Here is a 22,722-nt window from a genome sequence, read left to right as displayed (position 1 = left end):
GACCGACGCGTGACCCCGGGCCTGATCGTCGTCGCCCTGGTGCTCGCCCTGGCCGTCCTCGTCGCGCTCACCGTGCGCGCCGCGGTCGAGCTCAGCACGGACCCGGTCGACCGGCCCGGCAGCGACGACCAGTGGGCCGACCTCGCCGACGCCATGCGCCGGTACCGCCGTCACAAGGGACGGGGGCACAGCGGTGCCTAGGTTCACCCCGCCCATCAGCCGACGTAACCACGGCAAGGGACACAGCTACCGCGACGCGGCCGGGGAGCGCGTCCCCGGAGTGACGACCATCCTCGGCAACGGCTGTCCCAAGCCTGCCCTCATCGAATGGTCCGCCCGGACCACGATCGACTACGCCCTTGATTACTGGGACGAGCTCAGCGACCTCCCGCCGAGCGAGCGGGTCAAGCGGCTGTCCCGTGCCCGGTTCGAGCACCGTGACGCCGCCGCGCGTCGCGGGTCCGAAGTGCACCGGCTCGGCGACGAGCTGGCCCGCGGACACGAAGTCGACGTGCCCGAGGAGATCGCCGGTCACGTCGAGTCGTACGTCTCGTTCCTGGACACTTGGGACGTTCAGCCGCTCGCCGTCGAGGCGGTCGTTGTCTCCCATGACTACGGCTACGCGGGCACGCTCGACCTGATCGCCGATCTCCGGCACCCCACCGAGCCCGGCCGGCGGGTCGTCTGGCTGCTCGACCTCAAGACGACCGAGTCCGGCGTTTTCCGTGAGGCCGTTTTGCAACTCGCGGCCTACCGCTACGCGACGCACTACCTGACGACCGAGGGCAACGAAGAGCCGATGCTCCCGGTCGAGCGATGCGGCGTCGTCCACATCCGCGCCGATGGCGCGCACCTCGTCCCGGTCGTCGCCGAACGGGCCGAACACCGGCAGTTCCTTTACGTGCAACAGGTCGCCGCGTTCGTCGACACCGACGCGCACGAGCTGATCGGGGACCCGTTGCCCGCCCCGCCTTTGGAGGTCCCCGCATGACCGGAGAACTTGAGAAGTACGACCGGCCCCGGGCCGCGGTCGACCGTCCCCAGTCGACCGCGGTCGACTCGTGGGTTGAGGTCATGCGCCCGATCGTCGAGCTTGCCGAGCACGTGTACGGCACGGACTTCGTCCCGCGCGCGCTCCGCGGCAACGCCCCGGCCGTCGCCGCCGCGATGCTCTACGGCCGTGAGCTCGGCATCGGTCCCATGCGGAGTCTCCGGACCGTCCACATGGTTGAGGGCTCGCCGACCCTGTCCGCGGAACAGATGCGCGCGATGGTCCTCGCGGCCGGACACGACTGGAAGTGGGGGGAGCGCACGAAGACGCGGTGTGTCGTCTTCGGACGCCGCCGGGGTGAGAAGGAATGGACCGAGGTTGAGTGGACTCTCCAGGACGCCCGCGACTGGGGCCTTGCCGGGAAACGGAACTGGCGGCAGGGACCGCGTCAGATGCTCGTCGCCCGCGCCAGCGCCGAGCTGTGCCGCTTGATCTTCGCTGACGTCATCGGCGGCGCGTACGCCACCGAAGAGATCGCCGACGGCGTCGAACACCTCGTGACGCCCGAGCCGCCCGAAGTGGACGAACAGCCGAAGCGGCGCACCGCCCAGCGCAAGACGCCCGTCAAGCGCAAGCCGCCCGAGGACGCCGAACCCGCGCCCGCCAGGGTCGAGCCCGCTCCGGCCCCGCCGCTGCCCGGCGAGGACGAGCCGCAGGACGCCGAGGTGGTCGACGAGGAACCTTCGCCGGACCCGTACCGGCCCGTCACCGAAGCCCAGCTCACCCGGTTGCACGCGTTCTTTACGAACCACGAGATCACCGACCGCGGACGCAAGCTCGACATCGCGCGCGCCATCGTCGGCCGTCCGGACCTGAGCTCGTCGACCGAGCTCACCGTTCGCGAAGCCGGGCAACTGATCGACACGTTGGGCCAGCTCGAAGCCCAGGCGGGCGACGACTTCCCGGCCGCCCTTGAGGCACTGCTCAGCGAAATGCAGACCTACGACGAAACCCCGGCCCCCCAGGACAACGACACGGAGGACGACCAGTGAGCGGAATCAAGCTCAGCGGAGCCATGCCCGAGGGCGAACGGAACGGACTCGCGGTCATCGCTCCCGCGCTGGCCGAGAACCCCAAGAGTGTGCACGTCGCCGTTGTCCTGCTCGACTGTTCCAAGCGGACTGAAAGCGTCGACTCCGGGGACATCATCCCCACCGTGCGCATCCGGGCGATTGAGGTCGTCGGCGACCACGAGACGGACGCGAAGGAACTTCGTCGTCTGCTCCGCCGGGCGCACGAGCGCCGGACCGGCCGTGTCGAGCTGCCCCTTGACCTTGAGAACGAGCTCGAATCCCTCGGCGCGCCCGAAGTGGACGGGGCCGCGGAAGTGCCGGCGGCGGACGACGAGGACACGGACGAGGGCGGCCAGTGGTGACCGCAACGAAGGCGTTCGGGCTGGAAGTCCTTGCCGACGAACCGACTCCCTCACCGATCTCCCGGCCCGGCGCACCGGTCACCTGGGACCAGACTCGGACGCTGCTGCTGGAAGACGGCTCGACCGCGTACGGCTGTGCCCATTGCGACTACGTGTCCCGGAACGTCCTGAGCATCCGGCCCCACCTGTCCAGGCACAAGCCGAAGGAACCGAAGGTCACCGTCAAGGCCAAGACGAACGGACACGGCTCGGCGGACTCCCTTGCATCCCTGCTGGAACAGCTCGGGCGGCTGAACGAGATCACCACCGAGCGGGACCGCTGGAAGGCGCGCGCCCTGTCCGCTGAGAGGACGCTCCGACGCGTCCGCGACATGATCACCGGAGGCAGCTCGTGACCCGCGCCAGTCCCACTCTCAGCCCGTACGCGCAGCGCAAGGCGGACCGGTTGCGTCTCCTCCGTGGCGAGTACCTGCACGTGGACGCGACCGAAACCCGCGACCACGTCCGCCGTCTCATCGCTGCCTACCTTCCGGCACAGTCGATCGCCCTCGCCGCGGGTGTCTCACCCGCGTTCGTCAGCGGCCTCGTCAACGGCCGGTACCAGCGGATCCACAATGGAGCCGCCCGCGCTCTCCTCGCCGTTGGGTTCACCCCGCTCCCGATTCAGACCACGGTCACCGGGTGCGGGGTGACCCGTCGCGTTCACGCCCTGGCCCGCGTTGGCTGGTCCCTGGCCTACCAGGCCGAAGCCCTCGGCCTTCCCAATCAGTCCAACCTCACCCGGCTCATCAGCGCGCCGACCGTTCGATACGAGCGCTGGCGCGCGGTGTTCGACCTCTACCGCGAACACTCGGAAGTGGGCGGACCGTGTCATCGGGCTGCCACCTGGGCCGCACGGCACGGATGGGCCGCACCCGCGGCCTGGGACCTTCGCACCCTGGACAACCCGTACGCGTGGCCGCGGAACCGTCCCCTGTGGACGCCCGATGACTTCGTCGACCTGCGCGCCGTGCGGGCCGCGCGCGCCGGTCTGCTCCCTGCCGTTCAGCTCAGCCCGGCCGAACGCGTCGCTTTGGCTGAGCAGATGGGAGGCTGACCGTTGGTCGCTGACGACCGGCCGTTTATCCGTGTCCACGAGGGAATGCCCGATCACCCGAAGATCGAGGGTCTGTCCGATCGGGCGTTCCGCTTTCTCGTCGAGACGTGGTGTTGGTGCGCCCGGCATCGGAATGACGGGCTGATCAAGACGTCCGCGTGGGCCAAGCGCGGAACCCCGCGGTTGCGACGTGAGCTGATCGAGGCGGGACTTGTCGAGCTTCACGACCAGGGCGTTGAGGTACACGACTTCCTGGACTGGCAGCGCAGCGCCGCGGAGATCGCTGAGGCGGTCGCACAGAAGCGGAACGCTGGCGGGCTGGGGAATCACGTCCGGTGGCACGTCGCTACCGGACGACCGGACCCGAAGTGTCCACATTGCTCGCACGAGCGATCGCAGCCGCGATCGCATCCGGCATGGCAGCCGGGATCGCGGGTGCGATCGCATCCGGGATCGCAAAACGATCGCGAACCGATCGCAGAGACAGAGACAGAGCCAGAAAAGCAGGGGGTTACCTCCCGTAGGGAGGTAACAACACGGGCGCGCGAAGGTACGCCCCCCAACGGAAATCTCGCAACCACAAGACCGGATGAACGTTGCTCCCGGCACCGGGACCACCTCGGCCCCGTCCCGCCCTGCGGAGCGTGCGCCGACGCCCGAAAGTCCGCCGCGACCTGGGACGAGCTCAAGCGCACGGTGATCCGCGCGTGCCCGCTGTGCGACGCCGAAGGCTGGCGGTACGAGCCCGGCCGACGCATCCCGATCACCCCGTACCAGCGATGCGACCACACCGACGAGGAGGCACAACGTGCCTGATCAGAACACGCAAGCCCTGTCCTGTTTGGGCAACTGCGGATGCGACGGCGTCGTCGCCGCCCTGCCGTTCTGCCGCGAGTGCTTCGACCGGCTCCCGATCTCCCATCGCGTCATGCTCCGCACCGCCCACGGGACCCGTGACCTCGGGTTGCTGACCTGGGCCGTGATCGAGGCGTCCGCATGGGCGGCCAGCAACCCGAGGGACGTCGACCATGCCGACCGCTGAGCACCGACCCCCGAATCTCGGGTACCCGCCGCTGGCGATCATGCGAGCCACCGGCAAGGCCCGGCCGTGCCCCTGGTGCCACGCAGAGACCGGCCAGCCGTGCCGCGGTGACCGCGGCAAGGGACCCGAGCTCGCCCACTTCGTCCACCCCGCCCGGCTCCGGCCGCTCACGCCCGAAGTGGACACCGCCGAGGAGAACCCGTGAAGCTCATCATCACCCCGCACGGCAAGACGTTCACCGCCGCAGAGCTGTGCGCCGACCTCACGCGCTGGCTGCCGCCCGGAGTGGACGCCGAGATCACTGCCGTGTGCACGTTCGGCGGCTCGATCAAGCGCGTCGAGCTCGACCTCACCGAGCCGGACGAGACCCGCGGCCCGTGAGCGTGCTGACCATCATCGGAATCGACCCGTCACTACGGCGGACCGGACTCGCGCGCATCCTCGTCGACCCGCACAAGCGGGCGTTCACTGTGGACACCGCCGTCCGGCCGTCGACCGGACACAAGGGAGCCACCGTGCCCGACCGGTACCGGCGGCTCGCCGAGATCTCCCGCGACGTCGGCGCGTGGTCCCTGCCCGCCAACCTCGTCGTGATCGAGGGACCGTCCTACGGGTCGACCGTGTCCGCGTCCGCATGGGACCGGGCCGGACTGTGGTGGTTCCTCGCCGCTCAGTTCCTCCGGCGCGACATCCCCGCCGCCGTCGTCCCACCCCGTAACCGCGCGAAGTGGATCACCGGCAACGGGAACGCCGACAAGGACGCTGTCCGCACCGCCGTCCTGAACCTCTGGGCTCCCGTGTGGGCACCGACCGGCTCATTCGACGACAACCAGGCGGACGCGCTTGTCCTCGCTTCAATGGGAGCCCAGTACCTCGGCGTGCTTCCCACCCGCCACCAGCCCGAAACCGCGCCGCTCACGCGGTGCGAATGGCCCACATAGGAGAGACCGTGAACGCCCCCCGTACCGTTCGCGTGGACGAGCTCGTCCGCACGCTCCGCCCGTCCCGACGTCCCGACGTCGCCGCGGGCGTCCTCGTCGCCGTCCTGCAGCTCGCCGAGCTCCCCGACATCGACGCCGACCACCGCCGGGTGATCTCCCTCGCCCTGCGCGACCTCGCGCACGCGTTCCACCCCGAGGCTGACACCGTGTTCGCCGAGCTCGTACACGCCCCTGACGGCGTGTGGGTCGACGAGGACGAGCTTGCCTGCCCCACGTGCGACGGCCAGCCCAACGACCAGATCACGGCCCTGACCGATCAGCTTGACGCCGCAGTCGGACGGAACAGCGGACTCGTGATCGAGGTCGCGCGCCTCAACCGACTCGTCAACACCCTGGCTCGAGCCCTCGCCAAACGCGTGCCCGCCAACGACGAGCCCGCCGCCGGCACTCTGCCCGAGGAGGACACCCCGTGAACGTCGACCTCGGCGAATGCCCCGTGTGCGAGTGCCCACTTGAGGCGGACTCCCCGTCGCTGTTCTGGTGCTCCGAAGAGTGCCAGGCCGTCTGGCAGGACGAACCCGGGACCACACAGCCCACCCAGCCCGCGCCGCCGTCCCTCATGAACCCTTGGCACCCGTTCGGCCTCGACCGCGCTTACGGCCCCAACCGGACGACGGTCGAAGTCGTCGGCTTGACCGGCGGCAGCCTCATCCTCTGGGCTCACAACTGGGAACGATGCGCCGGGCAACCGTGCTGTGTGCACAACCCGAGTGACCACCCGCTCAGGGACGCGCCCATGCGTTGGCGGACTGACCTCGACTTCATGGAACGGGTCTGCTCGCACGGGATCGCCCACCCCGACCCCGACGACCTGTCCGTTCAGCGCGGCATGGTCCAGGCTCACGGCTGGTGTGACGGCTGCTGCCGACGAGGGGAGCTCACGTGACCGACAACCCGTGTGCCGTCGACAAGTGCGACCGGCCCGCCGGAGACGCGTTCGTGTGCCACTCCTGCACCGTCGAAACCCTCGGCGAGCTCGTGTCCGTCGCATGGCTCGTCGATCAGCTCGGCGTCACCCTCGCCCGGCTCGGCCGCGTCGGTCCCGCCGGGGACGTCGTCGCCGCGCCCGGCACCGAAACGCCCCTCCCGCTCCACTACCCGGCGGTACAGGCCCTGTCGACGCTCACGCACACCCTCAAGCCCTGGTCCCTCAGCGTCGCTGAGCGCGTCGGCGTCGAGCCCCCGGTATCCGACAACCCGTGGACCCACGCGCGCGCTCTGGCGACGCTCCTGGACCGCGCCCGTTACCAGCCCGACGCGGGCCAGCTCGTCGCCGAAGTCAGGTACGCCGTCCGTGAGGCCCGCAAGGTGATCGACCGGCCGCCGCCGCTGTTCTACGCGGGTCCGTGCGAGTGCGGCCGAGATCTCTACTGCCGAGCCGACGACCGAGGACGGCCGGTCGCGGACATCATCCGGTGCCAGGCGTGCCGAGCTCAGTACGACACCACCCAGCGGCGCGCGTGGCTGCTCGACCTCGTCGAGGACCGGATTGCAACGGTAACGGAGATCGCCCGCGCCCTCCCGGCCGTCTACGGTCACCCCATCCGGCTCGGAACGCTCCGTGTCTGGATCAACCGAGGACGGCTCGTGCCGCGCGCCTGGCTCCACAATGGGCGGGTCTACCACCAGCGCCAGAGCAACCGGGACCGGCCGCTGTGCCGCATCGGGGACGTCCTCGACCTCGTCGGACAGCAGACGACCAGCCAGAACGGTAACTAGTCTTCCCAGCCTGTTACCGATTACGCTTAGACGCGAATGCGCCCCCCGCGCAGCTTGCGGGGGGCGCATTCGCCTACTTCGGGTTAGGCCAGCCGGTTCTAGACGATGCCAGCCTTAACCGCGGCCACGAGGGCAGCCGCGTCTCCGTCGACCTCTGTCTTGGCAGGGTCCTTGCTGTCCCGGATCTTGCCGAGCGTGTGGTGCACCTCGACACAGTCCGTCTCGTTGTTGCTGCGCGATGACTTCTTAAAACCGACCCAACTCGGCTTTGTCGTTGTGTTGCTCACTCCGTCCTCTCCAGACTGTTAACCCAATCGGCGATGAAAGCCCGCGAGTCCTCGGGATTCATCGCCGCACAGCGGATACGTTCCGCTGCGGCCTTGTAATCGTCGACGTCCTGACCGTCGTCATCATCAGAGAGGAACACCGACGAACGGAAATGTTCGAGATAGATGACCGGGGACCGGTCCTCGAATTCGTACAGCTCGAACGGGCCGCTCAGGCCCTCGTGCCAGCCGTTCCGCTCGTCCTCCGGAATGTTCTCGTCCTGCTCATACCCCCAGCCGACCGGCAGCACCAGGAACGTGACGTTCGGCAGCTCAGCGTCCATCTTGAGCATGTGGCGACCCTGCTCAGCCATCACGGCCAGGCCACCAACCCGCTGATCGAACGCCTGACCGCCCACGACCACGGTCAGCTCAGGCGCACCCTTCCGGCTAACCGTCTCGCGACTGCCAACGCGCAAGGTCACCTTGGCCTCGACCTCACCCCGCGGACTCCGCGAACGACCCATAATCAACGCGCGCGCGTACGGCCCACACTGAGTCAATCCGGGAAACAACGACGGCGCCCACTTGAACATCCGCTTAGCCGTAGCGTCCAATTCGAGGACGCCCGCCAAAGCCTGAGAAATACCCATCGCACCGCTCGTCACCCAGCTCGACTGACCGGCGTGCCGAGCGATATCAACAATGCGGTTGTACTTCTCGCCGGTAATCTTGTAAATCGTCAAAAGTCGAACGACATTCTCAACGCTCGGCGTTCGCTTTCCAGATTCCCACTGTGACAACGCCGCGTGCGTAACGCCGATCAGCGCGGCGACGCGTCGCATCGAACCGCGGCGATCCTTGCCCGGAAAGGCTTCTTCTCGGCACTGCCGCAGCAGGCGACCGAGGGCCATCCCTGGGGGCGTGTTGGTCACAACCATGAACCAAACGATAGGCGGTAACAGCGCGTGTCGGGAAGGTACCCGATCGGACCAACGGTAACGGTTGCGCTCAACCCTGTGACCACTCATATTGGTAACGCGTCACCGTTACCAAACACCCGACGCCCCAGGGAAGGGGGTCCGCCCAGTGCACGTCATCACGTGGCACGTCGCAGCGTACGGCGCAGCCGCCGGCACTCTGCTGGCGGGCTTCATCTTCCTGGGCGTCCGCAAGTACCGGCAGGCAGCTCGGCGTCGCCGCAAGGAACGGATGACCGGTCCGATGCGCGCCCTGAGCGCCGCCCGCAAGGCCGCCAGCCTCGGGGACACCCCCGCGGCCACCTCCCGCGCCGAGGACTGGCGGCCCATCATCGCGGTCCGGCTGAGCGTGAACCCCGACACCGCTCAGCCGGACCGTACCCAGCGCTGGACGGTCCGACTGTGACCGTCCGCATCACGCCGACCGGCACAGCCCACAACAGACGAACACGGGGGACACCCATGTCAGACCAACCCGCCGAGGACTTCGGAACCGCCTCGAACGCCATGCGCAAGCTAGGCGAGGGAATCCGGTCAGGTCACTACATCCCGTTCGACCACCTACCGGACGCATCCGTGGTGATCCACCCTCACGACGATGGTTCCGTTGACCTCCTCGCCATGAAGCACGAAGAGGACGTCATGGTCCAACGCACGGACCCGAACGGATTCGTTGTGTGGACACGAAAAGACGTCACCTTAGAGGAAGCGCTCAAAGCGCTCTCCGAACTACCGGACCCCGGCCAGCCCGGCGCCCCCACCGCCGCGAAGATCCTTCCCCCGCGGACGATGTGACCCCGGATGACTCTTCCTGGGGTACTGCTGTGCCTGCTCTGGCCCAGCCTGTGTGTACTCGCCGCCGTCCTCATTGGGCGGCGGTTCCTGCATCGGCTGGAAACGCTGAGAAACGAGGCCGGTTGGTCGGCACAAGACGCGTACGACCACGCCGAGTACGTACGGCGCGAGGTCGAACGGTTCAACGCCGACGAAGCGCCCACAGTGGTCCTAAAGCCACGACAACCAGCCGAGCAGCCACACCGACTAGAAATGACGGTCGCCGAACGCATCCGCGCACAGGGTGCGGGCAGCCCAAAACACGCTCTACGTCCTCGAAAGGAAACGTAGATTTGTCTCACCCGATAACCGAAAACACCTCCGAATTCCTTGGAGTGCAGCTCAAAAAGATTAGACAAGCTCGGGGGTGGACCCGGAAAGATCTCCAGAGCGCGCTTTACAATAAACTCGACGTCTACGCCTCAATACAGACTATCGCGGCATACGAAAGCGGAAGCCGGAAAATGACGTTTACGCGATTCTTCGAAATCTGCTACGTCCTCCGCGTCAAGCCGATCGACGTCGTTGCCGCGGTCGAGGAGAACGCCGTCACGCAACCCGACGAGGTCCGGGTGAACCTCCGGGCCGTTGCCAAGTCCACGCGGGCCGAGCTCCGCCCCGCGGCCAGATGGGCGCGCGTCGCTCTCTCGCGCCGCAAGGGATACCCCGCAGCCAAGGACGTCATCACGCTGACGCCCGCCGCGCTGAGCCTGCTCTCTGAGCTCTGCGGGATGTCCTGCTCTGCCACCGCCGAGGCTCTGCAGAACGCATGACGCCCGAGCAGATCAAAGCCGATTTGGCTCAAGCGGCAGCAAAGAATGACGAGTTTTACAAGATGCTGATACCGGTTCTCCAAAAGTGGACTGAAGTCGCCATGTTTATCGCCGCAGTGCTACCCGACGGAACGACAAAAGACGTCTCACAGATTCAGGGCAGAATCAGGGAAGGTGCGGACGCAATTCACGGGGTAGCGGATGCGTCAATCTTCCTCGGGCAAGCCCTTGGCATCCTGGCAAGCGAATACTAAGCACTTCACAAAAGGGAGGGTTTCAAGCGTGCCTCACCATGAGGACGTATACGACAACGAGACTGCGGCCGAGGCGATGCGTGAATTAGAAAAGGCGCAGCGAACCATCCGCAAACTCCGAATGGCCCGCGGCTGGTCTTACCGCGATGCGGCAACGAAACTAGGGCTAACGCCCGGCAGACTTCATACCTTGGAAACCTGCGGTCGGCAAGCTGCATTTGACAGTTTGCAACAATACGCCCTGCTGCTGGGCTACCGAATGAAGATTACGTTCTTCACTCTCGACGACGATAAGGAATGTGAAGAATCAGTAATAGGCCCACTCGATTCGCCTTTCGACGCCGAAGGAAATCTCAAGCCCATTTTTGCCCTGAAACCGATTGATCAGTGAGACACCAGGAGAGAGCAACATGACCGGAATTGTCAGCGACGACCGACACCACATCCAGCCCGGCTGTCCGGTAGAAGCCGAGCTCTACCCGATCGAGGGCGTTGCTGAGGTCGTCATCGGTGACGTCGCGGCCGACGGATGCGCCGTCCGCCTGGTGCTCCAGGACGTCGACACCGCACACCAACTCATGGAGGCCGTCCGGCACGCGAGGAACGTCCTCGCCTGCTACCTGTACGGCGACGACGCCGAGGAAGCCGCCGAGCCCATCGTGGCCAAGACACCGCCCGACCCCGACATCGTCCGATGGCTCGGCGGTGACGAGGCGCTCAAGCCCACTGTGGACGATAACCGCGACGAGCCGGGACCGACCCGGTTCCGTCACTACGACGGAGAGGCCGAGGAGCCCATTGTGGACGAACCTTGCCAGGATCGTTCACAGCCGGCCGACTCGCCCTCGCGGAAGGTTGTCCGGCACCTGACCAGCATGTAACCCTCAAACGGTCAGCGTGGGAGTCGTATCCCCACGTGACCCCCTCGGTTCTCTCGGCCCGCCCCCAGGCTGCCGGTGAACACACGAAAGCCCCTCAACCGGGGAAGGGTTGAGGGGCTTTCGCGTACCCAGAGGACGCTAGCCGGACGCAAGGTCGCGGAACGTCTCGTATACCTCCGTCCAATCAGCACTGTCGATCGTGGCGGTCTTGAGGTTCGACCTGTCCACCAGCCAGCGGCGCGCCTGAGTCCGGAACGACGCGACGTCCGCCAAGTCGAACGACAACCCGACGTCCGCGTACGTCGGATCGTGCTCTTCGGACTTCCGCAGGTTCCGGATCACGTCGTTGGTGGCTCGCTTGCTCGTCTTCGGCGCAGGCTCGGCCAGCGCCACGACTCGGCTCGCAAGCTCCCGCGCCGCGTCCAAGTCCGCCTGTGCGCGTTGCTCGAACCACTCGGCGGACTCCGTCAGCGCGTCGAGCTCGCCCGACGTCAGGCCGGAGACGTCACGCGAACCGTCCGCATTGGATGGAGCCGCGAGGATCTTCCCGTAAGCGCTCGACCGCACCAACGTGACCGAGTACGGGTCCGTCGTGGCAACCCATCGAACGAAGCGCTCAGGGACGCGCAACGACGACCGTCGAGCCATCAGACGTCCCAACGAGTTTCGTACACGCGAATGATGTCCTCGGTAGCGGACTCCAGCCACCGGGCACGCGCGTAACGCGTCTCGAACGACTCGGTGTCCTTGACTCCGTCCTCGCGCCAGTACTCGACGCAATACCACTTCCCGTCTTGCTCGCTCATCAGAGCTTGACCTTTCCGACCGACGCGACCTGAACGATCGCGTTGAACCCGTACACGTCGAGCTGGCAGACCTCGTCGGTCGCCTTTCCGTTGTCCGGCGCGGAAACGATCGCGCGCACCGTCTCAACAACCTCGTCGTCGAACAGGTCGACCGCGTCCCCGCTCTCCGCGATCGTGCGCAGGGCGGAAAGGATGCGCTCGTGGTCGATCCGGTAGACCGGCTCATCCGTCTCCGTCAGCACGAAATCGACGTACCACGACGCAACGTCACCGTTGGCAGCGTTGTCGATGTGCTCAGTCCGGACGTCCGCCCAAAAGCGACGCGCGTCGACCGAGTCGACCCACATGTTCCACGTGTCCTCTTCGGACAGGCGGATCGGGTTGTCAGTGCTCATTTCGTTCCCTCGATATCAACGCTGGCAAGCAACTCCGCCGCCAGCTCGTTCAAAACCATTGCGCGGCAGGACTTCGGGTCGAGTCCGCGTGCTTCCTTAAGCCACCGGGCGGCAAGCGCCTCCCGGGCGAGCAGCGCGTCAACCGCAAGTCGCACAGCAGCCGCACGCGACTTGCGGTGACGCGCTGCCCAACGATCCAGCAGCGCAAGACGGTCGCCGAAAGCGAGCGTCGCTCGATTCCCGATCTCCGGACGACCGAGCTTCACCCGGCGACCGCTCACGCTGCCCACGATCAGACCTCCTTGACCAACGACGCGTTACCCGACTGAGCAAGGAACATCAGCGCGTACGCGAGACTCGGCGCGTACTTCCCGCGGTCGAGCAACGCGAACGCGTCCAAATAGGGCTGACCCGGCTCCTGATTGACGTAGTGGAACTCGCCCGCTTCCTTCGTGACCGCCATCGGCCACGCGTCCACCATGACGGCCAAGACGTGTTCCGACGGAACGGAAATCAGGTCACCGGAGCGGATGTCGTCACAGCACTGACCGATGTCGTATGCGGTCCCGGTCGAACCGAACGTGTGCACCACGACGTCCGGCCAGGGCTTCGGGGTGACGTCCGCGCACGAGGAACCGTCATCGTGCTGGATGTCCTCCACGACCGAATCCCAGTGCGCAGGCTTACCGCACGTGCGGCACCCCATGTAGCCCCAGGTCTCGTCACGGTGTTCGTGTCGGTAGGCGGTGCAGGACGTTGCCTCACAGGTCGTTGACCGCGGCCGGAACGGCTCCGCCCGTCCCTCGCAGGCACCCGCGCACGCGAACACCTGAGCCCCACCCCGGACCGACGCTCGGCCGACCGGGCGGGAGCTGACCTCAGCAACCGCGAAGTCGACCCCGCACATCACGCACTCAAGGCCGTCGAGCATCCGGACCGTCAACCCAACCCAGACGTCCGGCGCGTCAACGCTCCTGTGCGGCACCTGGACCCGGCCCGTGCGACGGCGGGCCAGCTCGGCCCGCAGGAACGCGATCAAGTCCAGGTTCACCCGAGCCCAGACCGGCGCGGTCAGCGCCTCCCGGCCCTCCAGCACCGACGTCAGGACGTCGGTACCGGTCTGGCGGTACTTGATCACCGTCTCCGCGACGTGCGCACGCTCACGCGCCCTGTCCTCGATCACAGCGAGGTCGTACGCCTCGCTCGTGCTCTCAACTGTCATATCGATCTTGTCTCCTCGGCAGGATGACGTACTTGCATTAACGATGTCGTTTAGTACCGGAAGGGCGTTACGACCTGCCGAAACTTCCTCCTCGGGCGTGTCGCTGCGGCCGGTTGCTACCAGCCGGTAACCGCTGTCCGACGTGCTCGCCGAGCTGGGGCCGCGCGTCCCCGAGCTGGTCCGCGGGAAGCACCCGCCGGTGGCGACGTCTCCGCGCCGCTCAGCTCGCCTCTCAGCCGCTCTGTCAGCGGGCCGGGTGCAGACACCTCGCGACCGAGGTCGACCACGTACAGCCGCTCTCAGAGGGGGGCGAGCGGTACGACCCGAGCAACCTGCAATCGCTCTGCCGCGACTGCCACCAGGCCAAGACTCAGCAAGAGTCGACCCGAGCCCGCCGGATAGCCTCAGCGCATGACCGACCGCAAGGCACTACCGGCTGAGCTCGACCTCAACACCCTCACGTGGACCCTCGCCGAACCCGCCGCCGGCACTTCCCCCAACCCGTACGAAGTCGCCGAGTGGACCGACGTCCACCAGGGCGTGACGTACACCCTCGTGCGGAACGCCAGCGACGCCGCACGCAACCCGGACGCCCACGTCCTCGTGTTCACCCCGAGCGAGTGGGCCGCGTTCACCGCGGGGGCCAAGGACGGGGAATTTGACCAGCCCGGCAACGACACCACCCCGACCGCATGACCGGCCGCGAAACCCAGCCGTTCTACCGGTACGCCGTCGTAGACGGGCTCCAGGCACTCGGGTACGACCCGGACGCCTCGATCCAGCTCGACTACACCCCGGAGGACTCCACTGCCGGGCCGTGTCTCGCGCTCCCGCTCAAGGACGCAAACGAGCTCGCCTACTTCGCCGTAGTCGCGACCCGGCACCTCTGCACCAACCTCGTCCAGGAGCTGGCCGACGGCTGGGTCCAATGGCTGGCTCAAATGGTCATGCACGCACGCACGGACGGCCGGAAGTACTACTTCCCCGGCTGGACCCTCACCCCCTAACCCGCCCGGGACGCCTTCCGCGTGCCGGGCAACGACACGCGGAAGGAACCCCCGTGAGCTTTTCCATGTCGGCATCCGGACCCGTCCACCACGTCCGGCAGCAGCTCGAAGCCGCCGAAGTCCACGGCGACACCAGCCAGGCCGACCGCGCCCGGGAGCTCATCTACGCCGAGCTCGACGACTTCCCCGAGCGGGACGGCCTCGGCGTCCAGGTCAGCGCCTACGGCCACCACGACGGCAACAGCCGCAACCTCAGCATCACCATTCAGCCCCAGTACCTCACGGTGGACCGGTGATCGACACCGAGGGGCGACACCCCGCCACCGCTCAAATTGCCCGGTTCTTCGACGCTGACCACCTCTCCCGCGAGGACATGCGCACCGTCTCTCAGGCGTGTTGCGACCTCGCCGAGACGATGCTCGAACACCTCGACGACGGCCCCGAGCTGACCGCCGGGCTGCGGAAGCTGCTCGAAGCCAAGGACTGTTTCGTCCGGGCCGTCCTCTAGCCCACAGTGGGCAGTTCTCGAGCCCGAGGACACCAACGCCCACATCGGGCACCAACTTGCCGCGGGTACCCACGGGCGCATGAGAGCGGCAACGGCAACCGGGTTCAACTCCCGGCCGTGCGCCCCCCAAATTCAGGGAACGACACGCGGCCCCCGTCCACGTACTCACCCACCAGCCGCAGCCCACACCGGACACACGTCAGCACCGGACACAGCTGCACCCGCCACGGCTGAGGCCCAGCCTCCACGCCGTACGACAGACCAACCCCGCCACGCTCAGCGCACACGGGACACGGCAACCAATCCACGACGGACATGCCCACAGTAGACAGCTCCCCCTGCCCAAACTGCTCCGTGCCTCACGCCCTTTCCCTGACACACCAGCTCATCCCCAACCGCATCGGTGAGTACTCGCTGTCAGGCCAAGGCATGAAGATCACCGCGCGATACCGCCCCGTCCTCGACTGCACCGCCTGCGGACTGCACGCCATCGGCGAGTACGACCCCGATGGCCGACACGCCACCTTCCCACCGATCGGACCCCCGTGAGCAACCTCCGCATCATCGTCGCCCTCGCCGCCCTGCTCGTGCTCGTCGTCGCGGGAACCCTTTGGCTGCAACAGGTTGTGCACTGACCACCGCCCACTTAGGGCACCGCCCACAGTGGGCACCACCCCTAGGGGGGTGGCGATCATGCCACCCGGTCGGACGGACACTGCGCCCGTAGTGCTGCACATAGCGTGACGCATTAGCCGAATCGAGTTGCCCATGCTTCACCGTTTGGAGCGCGTCCCGGTTGACCGGTGCGTCGCCCTTCGCCGGAACCCGCAGTTCGTCAGTCCACATCAGATGGACGCGTTGAAGGCAAGCATTGCCAGGGACGGTTTTCTGGCCCCGGTTCTTCTCCGCCCACATGGGACGGACGATTACGAGGTCGTGTCCGGCAACCATCGGGTGATGGCGGCGCGTGAGCTGGGCATGACGCACATCGATGCCGTGGTTGCCGACATCGACGACCAGGCCGCGGGCCGGATCGCGGTGAACATGAACACCGTCCACGGTGACCCGACCGCTGAGCTCTTGGCTCCGTTCCTCGCCGAGCTCGACGACGAAACCCTTGTGACGGTTCACCTTTCGGAAGCGTTGCTGTCTGAGGTCGCGACGCTCGACGATGAGCTTGCTCAGCGTCTGTCCGAATTGGAGCCGCCGGAGCAGTGGAACCGCAAGGCGGACTCGGCTCCGTTGCCGGACTGCACGTGTCCGACCTGCGGGAAGCTGCATTCGTCGGCCCGGCGCGAGGATTGAGCGTGTGCGACTGCGCGACCGGCTTCGTCATCCGGGTGGGTCGCGGGGACGAGTACCGGCGGGCGAAGCGTCTCCTCGGCGTCGGCCGTCACCCCGTCTTCGTCGGCCGGGATGTGGTACGCCGCAACGCTCTTGACGGCGGCCTGCTGTTCGCCGTGGTCGACGGTGTCGACTCCGCGGTTGCCCTGGTGAACACGAAGAACTCGACCTTGCTCGTGCTCAACGTGCACCCTGCCCACAGAGGACACGGACTCGGCGCGGCGTTCCTTGCCTACTTGCGACCCAACTTCGCGCGCGTGATCGAGAACCGCGTTGAGTGGTTCACGCGGCTGGGATACATCGCGGTCGGCGATCTCAAGCAGGGCCGGACGTTCCGGACTCAGGTGATGGTCCGGGCCGAGCTGACGGAGCTAGCTGGCCGCGTTCGTGATCTCCTCGGCGACAGCTGCCGGTGCGCGGAACAGGCCGAGGGTCCCGAGCAGGGGCACGGGCCGGTCGAGTGCGACCACGTCGTTGAGGATCCAGTGCCAGCGGCCGGGGACGGCGAATGGGTCGGTCGAGTCGCGGACGACGTCGACGAGCTGCACCAGGGCGACGACGGCCCCGCGGACGACGGTCCGCCGGTCGAGTCCACTTGAGGCACCGTGCCGCCACCCGGCGGGGTCGTGCTTCACCGCGGCCTGGATCGCGAGGGGACCGCGGTAGTGCGTGCGCCATGACCGGTTTTCGACGCGTTTCTGTCCAGTCGCGATCAGGGTTGCCCAGGGCTGGCGCACGGTCAGAACGAACACGAGCAGGACGCTAACGCAAGGGAGGTGCGAAGTATGGGACGCCCAGGGCGCGCGCCGAAGCCGACGGCCCTCAAGCTGATTGAGGGCTCACGCAAGGATCGGATCAACCAGCGTGAGCCGATCCCGCGGGGGCTTCCTCCCGCTCCGCCGCCCGAGCTGGCCGCCGACGTCCTGGAAATCTGGACGTACACGGTCCGGGAGCTCGACGCGATGGGCGTCCTGTTCGCTGCGGACCGGGACTCGCTCGTCTGCTATTGCGAGGCCGTCGTTGCTCACCGGAAGGCGTCCGCTCTGCTGGCCCGGTCGAGCGTGCTCGTGAAGGGCCTACACGGGACGCTGGTCCGCAACCCTGCCCTACAGATTCAGCGGGACTCCGCGGCGACGGTGCGGGCGTTCGCGCAGGAATTCGGGCTCACCCCGTCCGCGCGCACGAGGATCGAGAATAAGGACGCCCCGGGTGGCGCGGAAGACAACCCGTTCAGCGGCACGGGGTAGGTCTGGCCGGCGGCCAGCTCGGCCCAAGGTGGACATGCCCAAGGTGGACACGTCCGCGCCCGATGTGGACGAGTCCCGCGAGGACGAGCGTGTCCGCCTCATGCTCTCCCGTGAGGTCGCCTACTACCTGACGTCGCGCGGTATCCCGTGGCCGGACTGTCCTCCGAAGATGAAGACGCCGGAGCCGGACGAGCTCCCGGGGGCTGTGTTCGACCCTGAGCGCGTCGACCGCGTCCTGACGGTGTTCAGCAAGCTCCGGCACACGCAAGGCCAGTGGGCCGGGCACCCGCTTAAGCCGGACCCCTGGCAGATCGCGTACATCATCGCGCCGGTCTTCGGGTGGGTGAAGCGCAACGACTTCGGCGCGTGGGTCCGCGTGATCCGCCGGGTGTATATCGACATCCCCCGCAAGAACGGGAAGACGACCACGGCGGGCGGCGTCGCTACCTACCTCATGGCTGCGGATTCCGAAGCCGGAGCGCAGGTCTACGCCGTCGCGAGTGGACGCGATCAGGCCCGGTACTGTTTCGACCCGGTTAAACAGATCGCGGAGCGGTCACCCGCGCTCAAGCCGTTCGTCAAGCCGATGGCGTCCCGGATCGTGCACCACCCGAGCGGTTCGTACTTCGCCGTGGTGAGCAAGGTCGCCGATCTGTTGCACGGCGCGAACATTCACGGTGCGATCGTGGACGAGCTCCACGTTCACAAGTCGGCTGAGCTCGTCGAAGCCGTCGAGACCGGCACCGGTTCGCGGACTCAGCCGCTCATCGTGATCATCACGACCGCCGACGACGGCCGCCGGACGACGATCTACGCGCGTAAGCGTGAGTACGTCGAGCAGCTTGCCCGGCGGTCCCTTGTGGACGCGACCATGTACGGGGTCGTGTGGGCCGCGGACGAGGACGATGACCCGTTCGCGGAAGCAACATGGCGCAAGGCAAACCCCGGGTTCGGGGTGAGCCCGTCGAGGGAATACCTCGCTCAGGCCGCCAACGAGGCGAAGTCCAGCCCGGCGGACCTGGCGAAGTTTCTTCGGCTGCACCTCGGCATCCGGACGAAGCAAGAGACCCGGTACTACGACATGGCCGCGTGGGACACCAACGCGTCCATCGTGGACGTCCGCAAGCTCAAGGGTCGACGAGCGTTCGGCGGACTCGACCTCGCGTCCACTTCGGACCTCATGGCGCTGTGCTGGATCTTCCCGGCCGAGGACGGCACCTACGACGCCGTGTGGCGGCTGTGGACGCCCGAGGACAACGTTCCGCGGCTCGACAAGCGCACGGCGGGTGCCGCTCGGGCGTGGGTACGGGCCGGGTTCCTGACGACCACGCCGGGCAACGTGGCCGACTACGGGTTTGTACGGGAGCAGATCTCGTCCGATTTGGACACGTTCGACGTTCAAGAGATCGCGTACGACCCGTGGAACGCGACTCAGCTCGTCAACGACCTCGTGTCCGATGGCGCGCCGATGGTCCAAATGCGACAGGGCTTCGCGTCGCTTTCCACGCCCACAAAGGAACTTCAGCGGCTCATCTTGGAAGGCACGCCGGAGCGTCCCGTGTTCCGGCACGGCGGTAACCCGGCGGTGCGCTGGTGCGTCGACAACGTCGCGATCGCGATGGACCCGAACGGAAACGTCAAGCCGGACAAGGCGAAGTCCGGCGACAAGATCGACGCCGTGGCCGCCGCGATCAACGCGTTGGCCCGAGTGATCGCGTCGCCGGGTCCGGCCCGCAGCAAGTACGAGGACGAAGACCTGATGATCCTTGCGGCAGATGCTCAGTAAAAACCGCGACCGGCTGATTCGGTTCGCGATGCGCGACCGGTTCGCGGTCACGCTCACGTCGGGGGAAACCGTCGAGGGCGTTCTCTACGACGCCGACGACTCGACGGTGATTCTCGCCGACGCCTGCGCGATCACCGACCGCGGCGACCGAACCCCGCTCGACGGCTGGGTGTACCTGCCGCGCGCGCACGTGCTCTACCTGCAACGTCCATATCAGACACCACGGGGGTGAAAGTGTTCCTGTCCAACGGAACGCCGCTCCCTGTCCGCACTCAGGCGATCGGCGACCGGACGCCGATCTTCGCTGACGCCAACTACTACGCTCAGGACGGCCTCTCACTCCTGAACACGTACGCCGCGTACGGCGAGATCTACCGTCGACAGCTTTGGGTCGGCGTCCTCGTCCGCAAGCTGGCTTTCGGTACGGCTCGCTTGCCGTACCGGGTGTACGCGGTCGGGGACGATGGATCGGAACAGCTCCCGGACACGGACCCGCTCGTCTCACTGCTGGCGCGTCCGAACGATCAGCTCGACAGTTTCCGCCTGTGGCTGTGGACGTCGGCGACGTACGACGTGTACGGAGAGGCGTACTGGCTCAAGCTCCGCGACGACCGGGGTCGGGTGCGTGAGCTCCAGCCGATGCACCCGGCGAACGTCATCGTCCGGCGGGACGAGCTCGGCGAGCTCGTCTACTACTACTCGGCCGGAGTCCGGGACGTCTCCCTCCTCCCGCCGATTCCGGCCGCGGACGTCGTCCCGTTCACGTCGTACAACCCGGACAACCTCGTCCGCGGACTGTCCACGTTGGAGGGTCTTCGGGACACTCTGTACTCCGAGGACGCTGCCCGGCGCGCAAACTCGTCGTTCTGGCGGCGGGGAGCTCGTCCGTCCGTCGCGCTGACGCACCCGGGCACGCTGTCCGATGGGGCACAGCAGCGGTTGCGCGCGATGTGGGAGAAGAACCACGTAGGGGCCGACCTCATGGGCGGGACCGCGATCCTTGAGGAAGGTCTCACCCCGACCGTCCTGCAGCTCAACGCCGAAGAGATGCAGTACATCGAATCGCGCAAGCTCAACCGCGAGGAAGTGTGTGCCGCTTACGACGTTCCGCCGCCGGTCGTGCACATCCTCGATCGGGCCACGTATTCCAACGTGACCGAACAGATGCGATCGATGTACCGGGACACGATGGCCCCGCGGCTGGGGATGTTCGAGTCGGCGGTTGCGCATCACCTCGTCCCGGATTTCGACCGGAGTGGACGGACACTCGCCAAGTTCGACCTCGACGAGGTTCTGAGGGGCGACTTTGAGACGCGCTCGACCGCGGTCCGGGAGCTGATCAGCTCGGGCGTCATGAAGCCCGCCGAGGCCCGGCCCCTGTTCAACCTCAACCCGGCGGGGCCGGAGGCGAATCAGCTCTACGGCAACGCTGCCCTCGTCCCGCTCGGGACGACACCGACGAGCAGCAGCAACCCGAACGACGAGCCCCGGCCGCTCCCGACCAACCCGGACGCGGGACGGCCGGCACTTCCCGCGGGGTCCGGGAACGACCCGGCCGCACGGGGTTTCGACCTCCGGCCACTGGCGGGCCGACTCGGACGGCTCAAGGGTCACCGCGACACGCTCAGGACGCGCCTGGTGGACGAACACCGGACGGCCCTACGCGAGTACTTCGGACGTCAGTCCAGCGCGGTACAGAGCGTCCTAGCCGCGAAGGACGGGACCGGCCTCGCCGGGGACTACTGGGAGGGCGAGCTCTCCCGGCTGCTCACGCTCCTCGGGGAAGCCACCGCGCGCGCCCTGGGGACCGCCGTCGTCGCCCAGCTCGGCGGCGAGGACTACGACCCGGCTTCCCTGGCCGCGTGGATCGCGGCCGGTGCGACCGTAGCGGCCCGCGGGATCACCGATACCACCGAGCGGGATCTTGCGCGCGCCCTGGCCGACGCCCCGGACGCGGCCGCCGCTGCCCGGGACTACTACGCGAAGGCCGTCGAGTCGCGGGCCGAGCAGATCGCCGGAACCCGCGTGACCGTCGTCGGCGGCATGGCCGAGCACGAAGCCGCGGCCCGCTCCGGGGCACGCACGAAAACGTGGGTCACCGGTCGGCACCCGCGCGTGACTCACGAAGCGATGGACGGCGAAACCGTCCCGATGGCCGCGCGGTTCAGCAACGGCATGTCCCACCCCGGGGACCCGGCAGGCGGGGCGGACGAGTGCGCCGGATGCAACTGCCATCTCAGTTTTTCCAGTGAAGGGGCAGGCGATGCCTGATCTGATCCTCAAGGACGCCGTCGCGTCGATCGAGCCGGGCGACGACGACACCGACAGCCCGAACGGGACGTTCGACGTCATCCTCTCCGCGCCGGTCAAGGACCGTGACGGCGAGACGGTGAAGCCGGACGAGTGGGAACCGCTCCCGGATCACATCACGTTCGACATCGATCACGGGATGTCGGTCGCGTCCACTGTGGGCAGCGGCAAGCCGACGCTCGACAAGGACGGGAACCTTCGCGTCTCCGGCACCTACGCGTCGACTCAGCTCGCCCAGGACACGCGCGCCCTGGTGAAGGAGGGCCACATTCGGACGACGAGCGTCGCGTTCCTCCGCAAGTCCGATAAGGACAGCAAGGGGAACACCGTCGTCCGGCGGGAGCTCCTGAACGGGGCGTTCGTCGCCATCCCCGCAAACCCGGCCGCGCTCGTCCTGTCCAGCAAGGCCGCCACCCTCAAGATCGGCGCTCGCAACAACGCCAAGGACAAGGGCGCGATTCAGGCCATTCACGACCACGCCGAATCGCTCGGGGCGTCCTGTTCGGGCAGCGGCAAGAGCGATGACGGCAAGTCGTTGCGCCGCAAGGCTGCCGTCGAGCTGTCCGACGAGCTCCGCGCCGAGCTGGCCAAGCTCGACCCCGACACGCTTCCCGAGCCGGTGCGCCAGGCGCTCACCGAGCTCGGGCTTTTGGACCCGGACGAGGAATCGTCCGCCGCGGAAGACGACGCCGACGAGTCCGCCGCCGAACAGGCCGCCGACGACTCCGCCACCGAATCCGCCGCTGACCTCGCCGCCGCCGCACTGGCGGTCCGTGCGAGCCGTCTCCGGGTGATTTCCGCTCTCACCACCACGGAGGACTAGAC

The 22,722-nt window shown here is 67.2% G+C and carries 38 protein-coding genes; 30 read left to right on the top strand and 8 right to left on the bottom strand.

All coding sequences use genetic code 11. The annotated features are described in order from the left end of the window. Positions 1-9 precede the first annotated feature (9 nt). The 13 genes from ACWEVP_RS31925 to ACWEVP_RS31865 all read left to right on the top strand — a co-directional run bounded on the left by ACWEVP_RS31925 (position 10) and on the right by ACWEVP_RS31865 (position 7,284). The gene (locus ACWEVP_RS31925) at positions 10-201 is read left to right on the top strand and encodes a hypothetical protein (RefSeq protein WP_452066262.1); all 192 of its coding nucleotides are present in this window, start codon (positions 10-12) and stop codon (positions 199-201) included. After that, positions 194-991 (top strand): hypothetical protein, encoded by a 798-nt coding sequence (locus ACWEVP_RS31920; protein WP_452066261.1) that lies wholly within the window; start codon positions 194-196, stop codon positions 989-991. Before ACWEVP_RS31925 ends, ACWEVP_RS31920 begins: the two co-directional genes overlap by 8 nt. Beyond that, positions 988-2,043 (top strand): hypothetical protein, encoded by a 1,056-nt coding sequence (locus ACWEVP_RS31915; RefSeq protein ID WP_452066260.1) that lies wholly within the window; start codon positions 988-990, stop codon positions 2,041-2,043. Before ACWEVP_RS31920 ends, ACWEVP_RS31915 begins: the two co-directional genes overlap by 4 nt. Next, positions 2,040-2,426 carry a hypothetical protein gene (locus tag ACWEVP_RS31910; RefSeq protein WP_452066259.1) on the top strand — a complete coding sequence of 129 codons (387 nt, stop codon included), beginning with the start codon at positions 2,040-2,042 and terminating at the stop codon, positions 2,424-2,426. Before ACWEVP_RS31915 ends, ACWEVP_RS31910 begins: the two co-directional genes overlap by 4 nt. Continuing rightward, a complete protein-coding gene (locus tag ACWEVP_RS31905; RefSeq protein ID WP_452066258.1) occupies positions 2,423-2,821 on the top strand; it encodes a hypothetical protein in 399 nt (132 codons plus the stop codon). The genes ACWEVP_RS31910 and ACWEVP_RS31905 overlap by 4 nt, the downstream gene beginning before the upstream one ends. After that, a complete protein-coding gene (locus tag ACWEVP_RS31900) occupies positions 2,818-3,522 on the top strand; it encodes a hypothetical protein (protein ID WP_452066257.1) in 705 nt (234 codons plus the stop codon). The genes ACWEVP_RS31905 and ACWEVP_RS31900 overlap by 4 nt, the downstream gene beginning before the upstream one ends. A gap of 808 nt (positions 3,523-4,330) precedes the next feature. Continuing rightward, on the top strand, positions 4,331-4,564 hold the full coding sequence (locus ACWEVP_RS31895) for a hypothetical protein (protein ID WP_452066256.1): 234 nt from the start codon (positions 4,331-4,333) through the stop codon (positions 4,562-4,564). Further along, positions 4,551-4,769, top strand: coding sequence for a zinc finger domain-containing protein (locus ACWEVP_RS31890; RefSeq protein WP_452066255.1), 219 nt, complete (start codon positions 4,551-4,553; stop codon positions 4,767-4,769). Before ACWEVP_RS31895 ends, ACWEVP_RS31890 begins: the two co-directional genes overlap by 14 nt. Continuing rightward, positions 4,766-4,945: a hypothetical protein gene (locus tag ACWEVP_RS31885; RefSeq protein WP_452066254.1), complete on the top strand. Its 180-nt coding sequence runs from the start codon at positions 4,766-4,768 to the stop codon at positions 4,943-4,945. The genes ACWEVP_RS31890 and ACWEVP_RS31885 overlap by 4 nt, the downstream gene beginning before the upstream one ends. After that, complete coding sequence (locus ACWEVP_RS31880; protein ID WP_452066253.1) at positions 4,942-5,505, top strand: hypothetical protein; 564 nt, start codon at positions 4,942-4,944, stop codon at positions 5,503-5,505. The genes ACWEVP_RS31885 and ACWEVP_RS31880 overlap by 4 nt, the downstream gene beginning before the upstream one ends. An 8-nt stretch (positions 5,506-5,513) precedes the next feature. Then, positions 5,514-5,978, top strand: a complete 465-nt coding sequence (locus tag ACWEVP_RS31875; RefSeq protein ID WP_452066252.1) for a hypothetical protein — start codon at positions 5,514-5,516, stop codon at positions 5,976-5,978. Then, a complete protein-coding gene (locus ACWEVP_RS31870) occupies positions 5,975-6,451 on the top strand; it encodes a hypothetical protein (protein WP_452066251.1) in 477 nt (158 codons plus the stop codon). Before ACWEVP_RS31875 ends, ACWEVP_RS31870 begins: the two co-directional genes overlap by 4 nt. Then, positions 6,448-7,284, top strand: coding sequence for a hypothetical protein (locus ACWEVP_RS31865; RefSeq protein WP_452066250.1), 837 nt, complete (start codon positions 6,448-6,450; stop codon positions 7,282-7,284). Before ACWEVP_RS31870 ends, ACWEVP_RS31865 begins: the two co-directional genes overlap by 4 nt. Before the next feature lie 98 nt (positions 7,285-7,382). Here the strand turns inward: ACWEVP_RS31865 and ACWEVP_RS31860 are convergent, their stop codons facing one another. Beyond that, the gene (locus ACWEVP_RS31860) at positions 7,383-7,571 is read right to left on the bottom strand and encodes a DUF397 domain-containing protein (protein ID WP_452066249.1); all 189 of its coding nucleotides are present in this window, start codon (positions 7,569-7,571) and stop codon (positions 7,383-7,385) included. After that, positions 7,568-8,491 (bottom strand): helix-turn-helix domain-containing protein, encoded by a 924-nt coding sequence (locus ACWEVP_RS31855; protein ID WP_452066248.1) that lies wholly within the window; start codon positions 8,489-8,491, stop codon positions 7,568-7,570. Before ACWEVP_RS31855 ends, ACWEVP_RS31860 begins: the two co-directional genes overlap by 4 nt. A 148-nt stretch (positions 8,492-8,639) precedes the next feature. Here ACWEVP_RS31855 and ACWEVP_RS31850 point away from each other — a divergent pair, with 148 nt between their 5' ends. From ACWEVP_RS31850 to ACWEVP_RS31825, 6 genes are all read left to right on the top strand, one after another. Continuing rightward, positions 8,640-8,936 carry a hypothetical protein gene (locus ACWEVP_RS31850; RefSeq protein WP_452066247.1) on the top strand — a complete coding sequence of 99 codons (297 nt, stop codon included), beginning with the start codon at positions 8,640-8,642 and terminating at the stop codon, positions 8,934-8,936. Then, positions 8,933-9,325 (top strand): hypothetical protein, encoded by a 393-nt coding sequence (locus ACWEVP_RS31845; protein WP_452066246.1) that lies wholly within the window; start codon positions 8,933-8,935, stop codon positions 9,323-9,325. Before ACWEVP_RS31850 ends, ACWEVP_RS31845 begins: the two co-directional genes overlap by 4 nt. A 503-nt stretch (positions 9,326-9,828) precedes the next feature. Next, positions 9,829-10,137: a hypothetical protein gene (locus ACWEVP_RS31840; RefSeq protein WP_452066245.1), complete on the top strand. Its 309-nt coding sequence runs from the start codon at positions 9,829-9,831 to the stop codon at positions 10,135-10,137. Then, the gene (locus ACWEVP_RS31835) at positions 10,134-10,391 is read left to right on the top strand and encodes a hypothetical protein (RefSeq protein ID WP_452066244.1); all 258 of its coding nucleotides are present in this window, start codon (positions 10,134-10,136) and stop codon (positions 10,389-10,391) included. Before ACWEVP_RS31840 ends, ACWEVP_RS31835 begins: the two co-directional genes overlap by 4 nt. Before the next feature lie 28 nt (positions 10,392-10,419). Further along, complete coding sequence (locus ACWEVP_RS31830) at positions 10,420-10,782, top strand: helix-turn-helix domain-containing protein (protein ID WP_452066243.1); 363 nt, start codon at positions 10,420-10,422, stop codon at positions 10,780-10,782. Between the two features lie 19 nt (positions 10,783-10,801). Beyond that, positions 10,802-11,272: a hypothetical protein gene (locus ACWEVP_RS31825; RefSeq protein ID WP_452066242.1), complete on the top strand. Its 471-nt coding sequence runs from the start codon at positions 10,802-10,804 to the stop codon at positions 11,270-11,272. Positions 11,273-11,410: 138 nt separating this feature from the next. Here the strand turns inward: ACWEVP_RS31825 and ACWEVP_RS31820 are convergent, their stop codons facing one another. The 5 genes from ACWEVP_RS31820 to ACWEVP_RS31800 form a co-directional block, all read right to left on the bottom strand. After that, positions 11,411-11,839: a hypothetical protein gene (locus ACWEVP_RS31820; protein WP_452066241.1), complete on the bottom strand. Its 429-nt coding sequence runs from the start codon at positions 11,837-11,839 to the stop codon at positions 11,411-11,413. A gap of 80 nt (positions 11,840-11,919) precedes the next feature. After that, entirely contained in the window at positions 11,920-12,078 is a 159-nt protein-coding gene (locus tag ACWEVP_RS31815; RefSeq protein WP_452066240.1) for a hypothetical protein, read from the bottom strand. After that, the gene (locus ACWEVP_RS31810) at positions 12,078-12,473 is read right to left on the bottom strand and encodes a hypothetical protein (protein ID WP_452066239.1); all 396 of its coding nucleotides are present in this window, start codon (positions 12,471-12,473) and stop codon (positions 12,078-12,080) included. Before ACWEVP_RS31810 ends, ACWEVP_RS31815 begins: the two co-directional genes overlap by 1 nt. Next, on the bottom strand, positions 12,470-12,763 hold the full coding sequence (locus ACWEVP_RS31805) for a hypothetical protein (protein WP_452066238.1): 294 nt from the start codon (positions 12,761-12,763) through the stop codon (positions 12,470-12,472). Before ACWEVP_RS31805 ends, ACWEVP_RS31810 begins: the two co-directional genes overlap by 4 nt. Positions 12,764-12,765: 2 nt before the next feature. Beyond that, on the bottom strand, positions 12,766-13,695 hold the full coding sequence (locus ACWEVP_RS31800) for a hypothetical protein (RefSeq protein ID WP_452066237.1): 930 nt from the start codon (positions 13,693-13,695) through the stop codon (positions 12,766-12,768). A gap of 113 nt (positions 13,696-13,808) precedes the next feature. Between ACWEVP_RS31800 and ACWEVP_RS31795 the strand changes: the two genes are divergently transcribed. The 6 genes from ACWEVP_RS31795 to ACWEVP_RS31770 all read left to right on the top strand — a co-directional run bounded on the left by ACWEVP_RS31795 (position 13,809) and on the right by ACWEVP_RS31770 (position 16,515). Next, positions 13,809-14,135, top strand: coding sequence for an HNH endonuclease (locus ACWEVP_RS31795; protein ID WP_452066236.1), 327 nt, complete (start codon positions 13,809-13,811; stop codon positions 14,133-14,135). After that, the gene (locus ACWEVP_RS31790) at positions 14,107-14,391 is read left to right on the top strand and encodes a DUF397 domain-containing protein (protein ID WP_452066235.1); all 285 of its coding nucleotides are present in this window, start codon (positions 14,107-14,109) and stop codon (positions 14,389-14,391) included. Before ACWEVP_RS31795 ends, ACWEVP_RS31790 begins: the two co-directional genes overlap by 29 nt. Further along, the gene (locus ACWEVP_RS31785; RefSeq protein WP_452066234.1) at positions 14,388-14,702 is read left to right on the top strand and encodes a hypothetical protein; all 315 of its coding nucleotides are present in this window, start codon (positions 14,388-14,390) and stop codon (positions 14,700-14,702) included. The genes ACWEVP_RS31790 and ACWEVP_RS31785 overlap by 4 nt, the downstream gene beginning before the upstream one ends. A 53-nt stretch (positions 14,703-14,755) precedes the next feature. Then, a complete protein-coding gene (locus ACWEVP_RS31780) occupies positions 14,756-14,998 on the top strand; it encodes a hypothetical protein (protein ID WP_452066233.1) in 243 nt (80 codons plus the stop codon). After that, a complete protein-coding gene (locus tag ACWEVP_RS31775; RefSeq protein WP_452066232.1) occupies positions 14,995-15,210 on the top strand; it encodes a hypothetical protein in 216 nt (71 codons plus the stop codon). The genes ACWEVP_RS31780 and ACWEVP_RS31775 overlap by 4 nt, the downstream gene beginning before the upstream one ends. Positions 15,211-15,978: 768 nt before the next feature. Continuing rightward, on the top strand, positions 15,979-16,515 hold the full coding sequence (locus ACWEVP_RS31770) for a ParB/RepB/Spo0J family partition protein (RefSeq protein ID WP_452066231.1): 537 nt from the start codon (positions 15,979-15,981) through the stop codon (positions 16,513-16,515). A 410-nt stretch (positions 16,516-16,925) separates the two neighbouring features. Here ACWEVP_RS31770 and ACWEVP_RS31765 read toward each other — a convergent pair whose 3' ends face one another. Next, positions 16,926-17,291, bottom strand: coding sequence for an ASCH domain-containing protein (locus ACWEVP_RS31765; protein ID WP_452066341.1), 366 nt, complete (start codon positions 17,289-17,291; stop codon positions 16,926-16,928). Positions 17,292-17,339: 48 nt separating this feature from the next. Between ACWEVP_RS31765 and ACWEVP_RS31760 the strand changes: the two genes are divergently transcribed. From ACWEVP_RS31760 to ACWEVP_RS31740, 5 genes are read left to right on the top strand one after another with little or no spacing between them, the layout of a single operon-like run. Then, positions 17,340-17,801 (top strand): phage terminase small subunit P27 family, encoded by a 462-nt coding sequence (locus tag ACWEVP_RS31760; protein ID WP_452066230.1) that lies wholly within the window; start codon positions 17,340-17,342, stop codon positions 17,799-17,801. Positions 17,802-17,835: 34 nt separating this feature from the next. Continuing rightward, complete coding sequence (locus ACWEVP_RS31755; RefSeq protein ID WP_452066229.1) at positions 17,836-19,587, top strand: terminase large subunit; 1,752 nt, start codon at positions 17,836-17,838, stop codon at positions 19,585-19,587. Further along, positions 19,577-19,819 carry a hypothetical protein gene (locus ACWEVP_RS31750; RefSeq protein ID WP_452066228.1) on the top strand — a complete coding sequence of 81 codons (243 nt, stop codon included), beginning with the start codon at positions 19,577-19,579 and terminating at the stop codon, positions 19,817-19,819. The genes ACWEVP_RS31755 and ACWEVP_RS31750 overlap by 11 nt, the downstream gene beginning before the upstream one ends. Beyond that, positions 19,816-21,858: a phage portal protein gene (locus ACWEVP_RS31745; protein ID WP_452066227.1), complete on the top strand. Its 2,043-nt coding sequence runs from the start codon at positions 19,816-19,818 to the stop codon at positions 21,856-21,858. The genes ACWEVP_RS31750 and ACWEVP_RS31745 overlap by 4 nt, the downstream gene beginning before the upstream one ends. Then, entirely contained in the window at positions 21,851-22,720 is an 870-nt protein-coding gene (locus tag ACWEVP_RS31740; protein WP_452066226.1) for a hypothetical protein, read from the top strand. The genes ACWEVP_RS31745 and ACWEVP_RS31740 overlap by 8 nt, the downstream gene beginning before the upstream one ends. Positions 22,721-22,722: the final 2 nt, after the last annotated feature.

Source organism: Amycolatopsis sp. NPDC003865 (genome assembly GCF_053605345.1).
The sequence above is the reverse complement of the archived record's forward strand: the minus strand, read 5'-3'. Positions and strand labels throughout refer to the sequence as shown.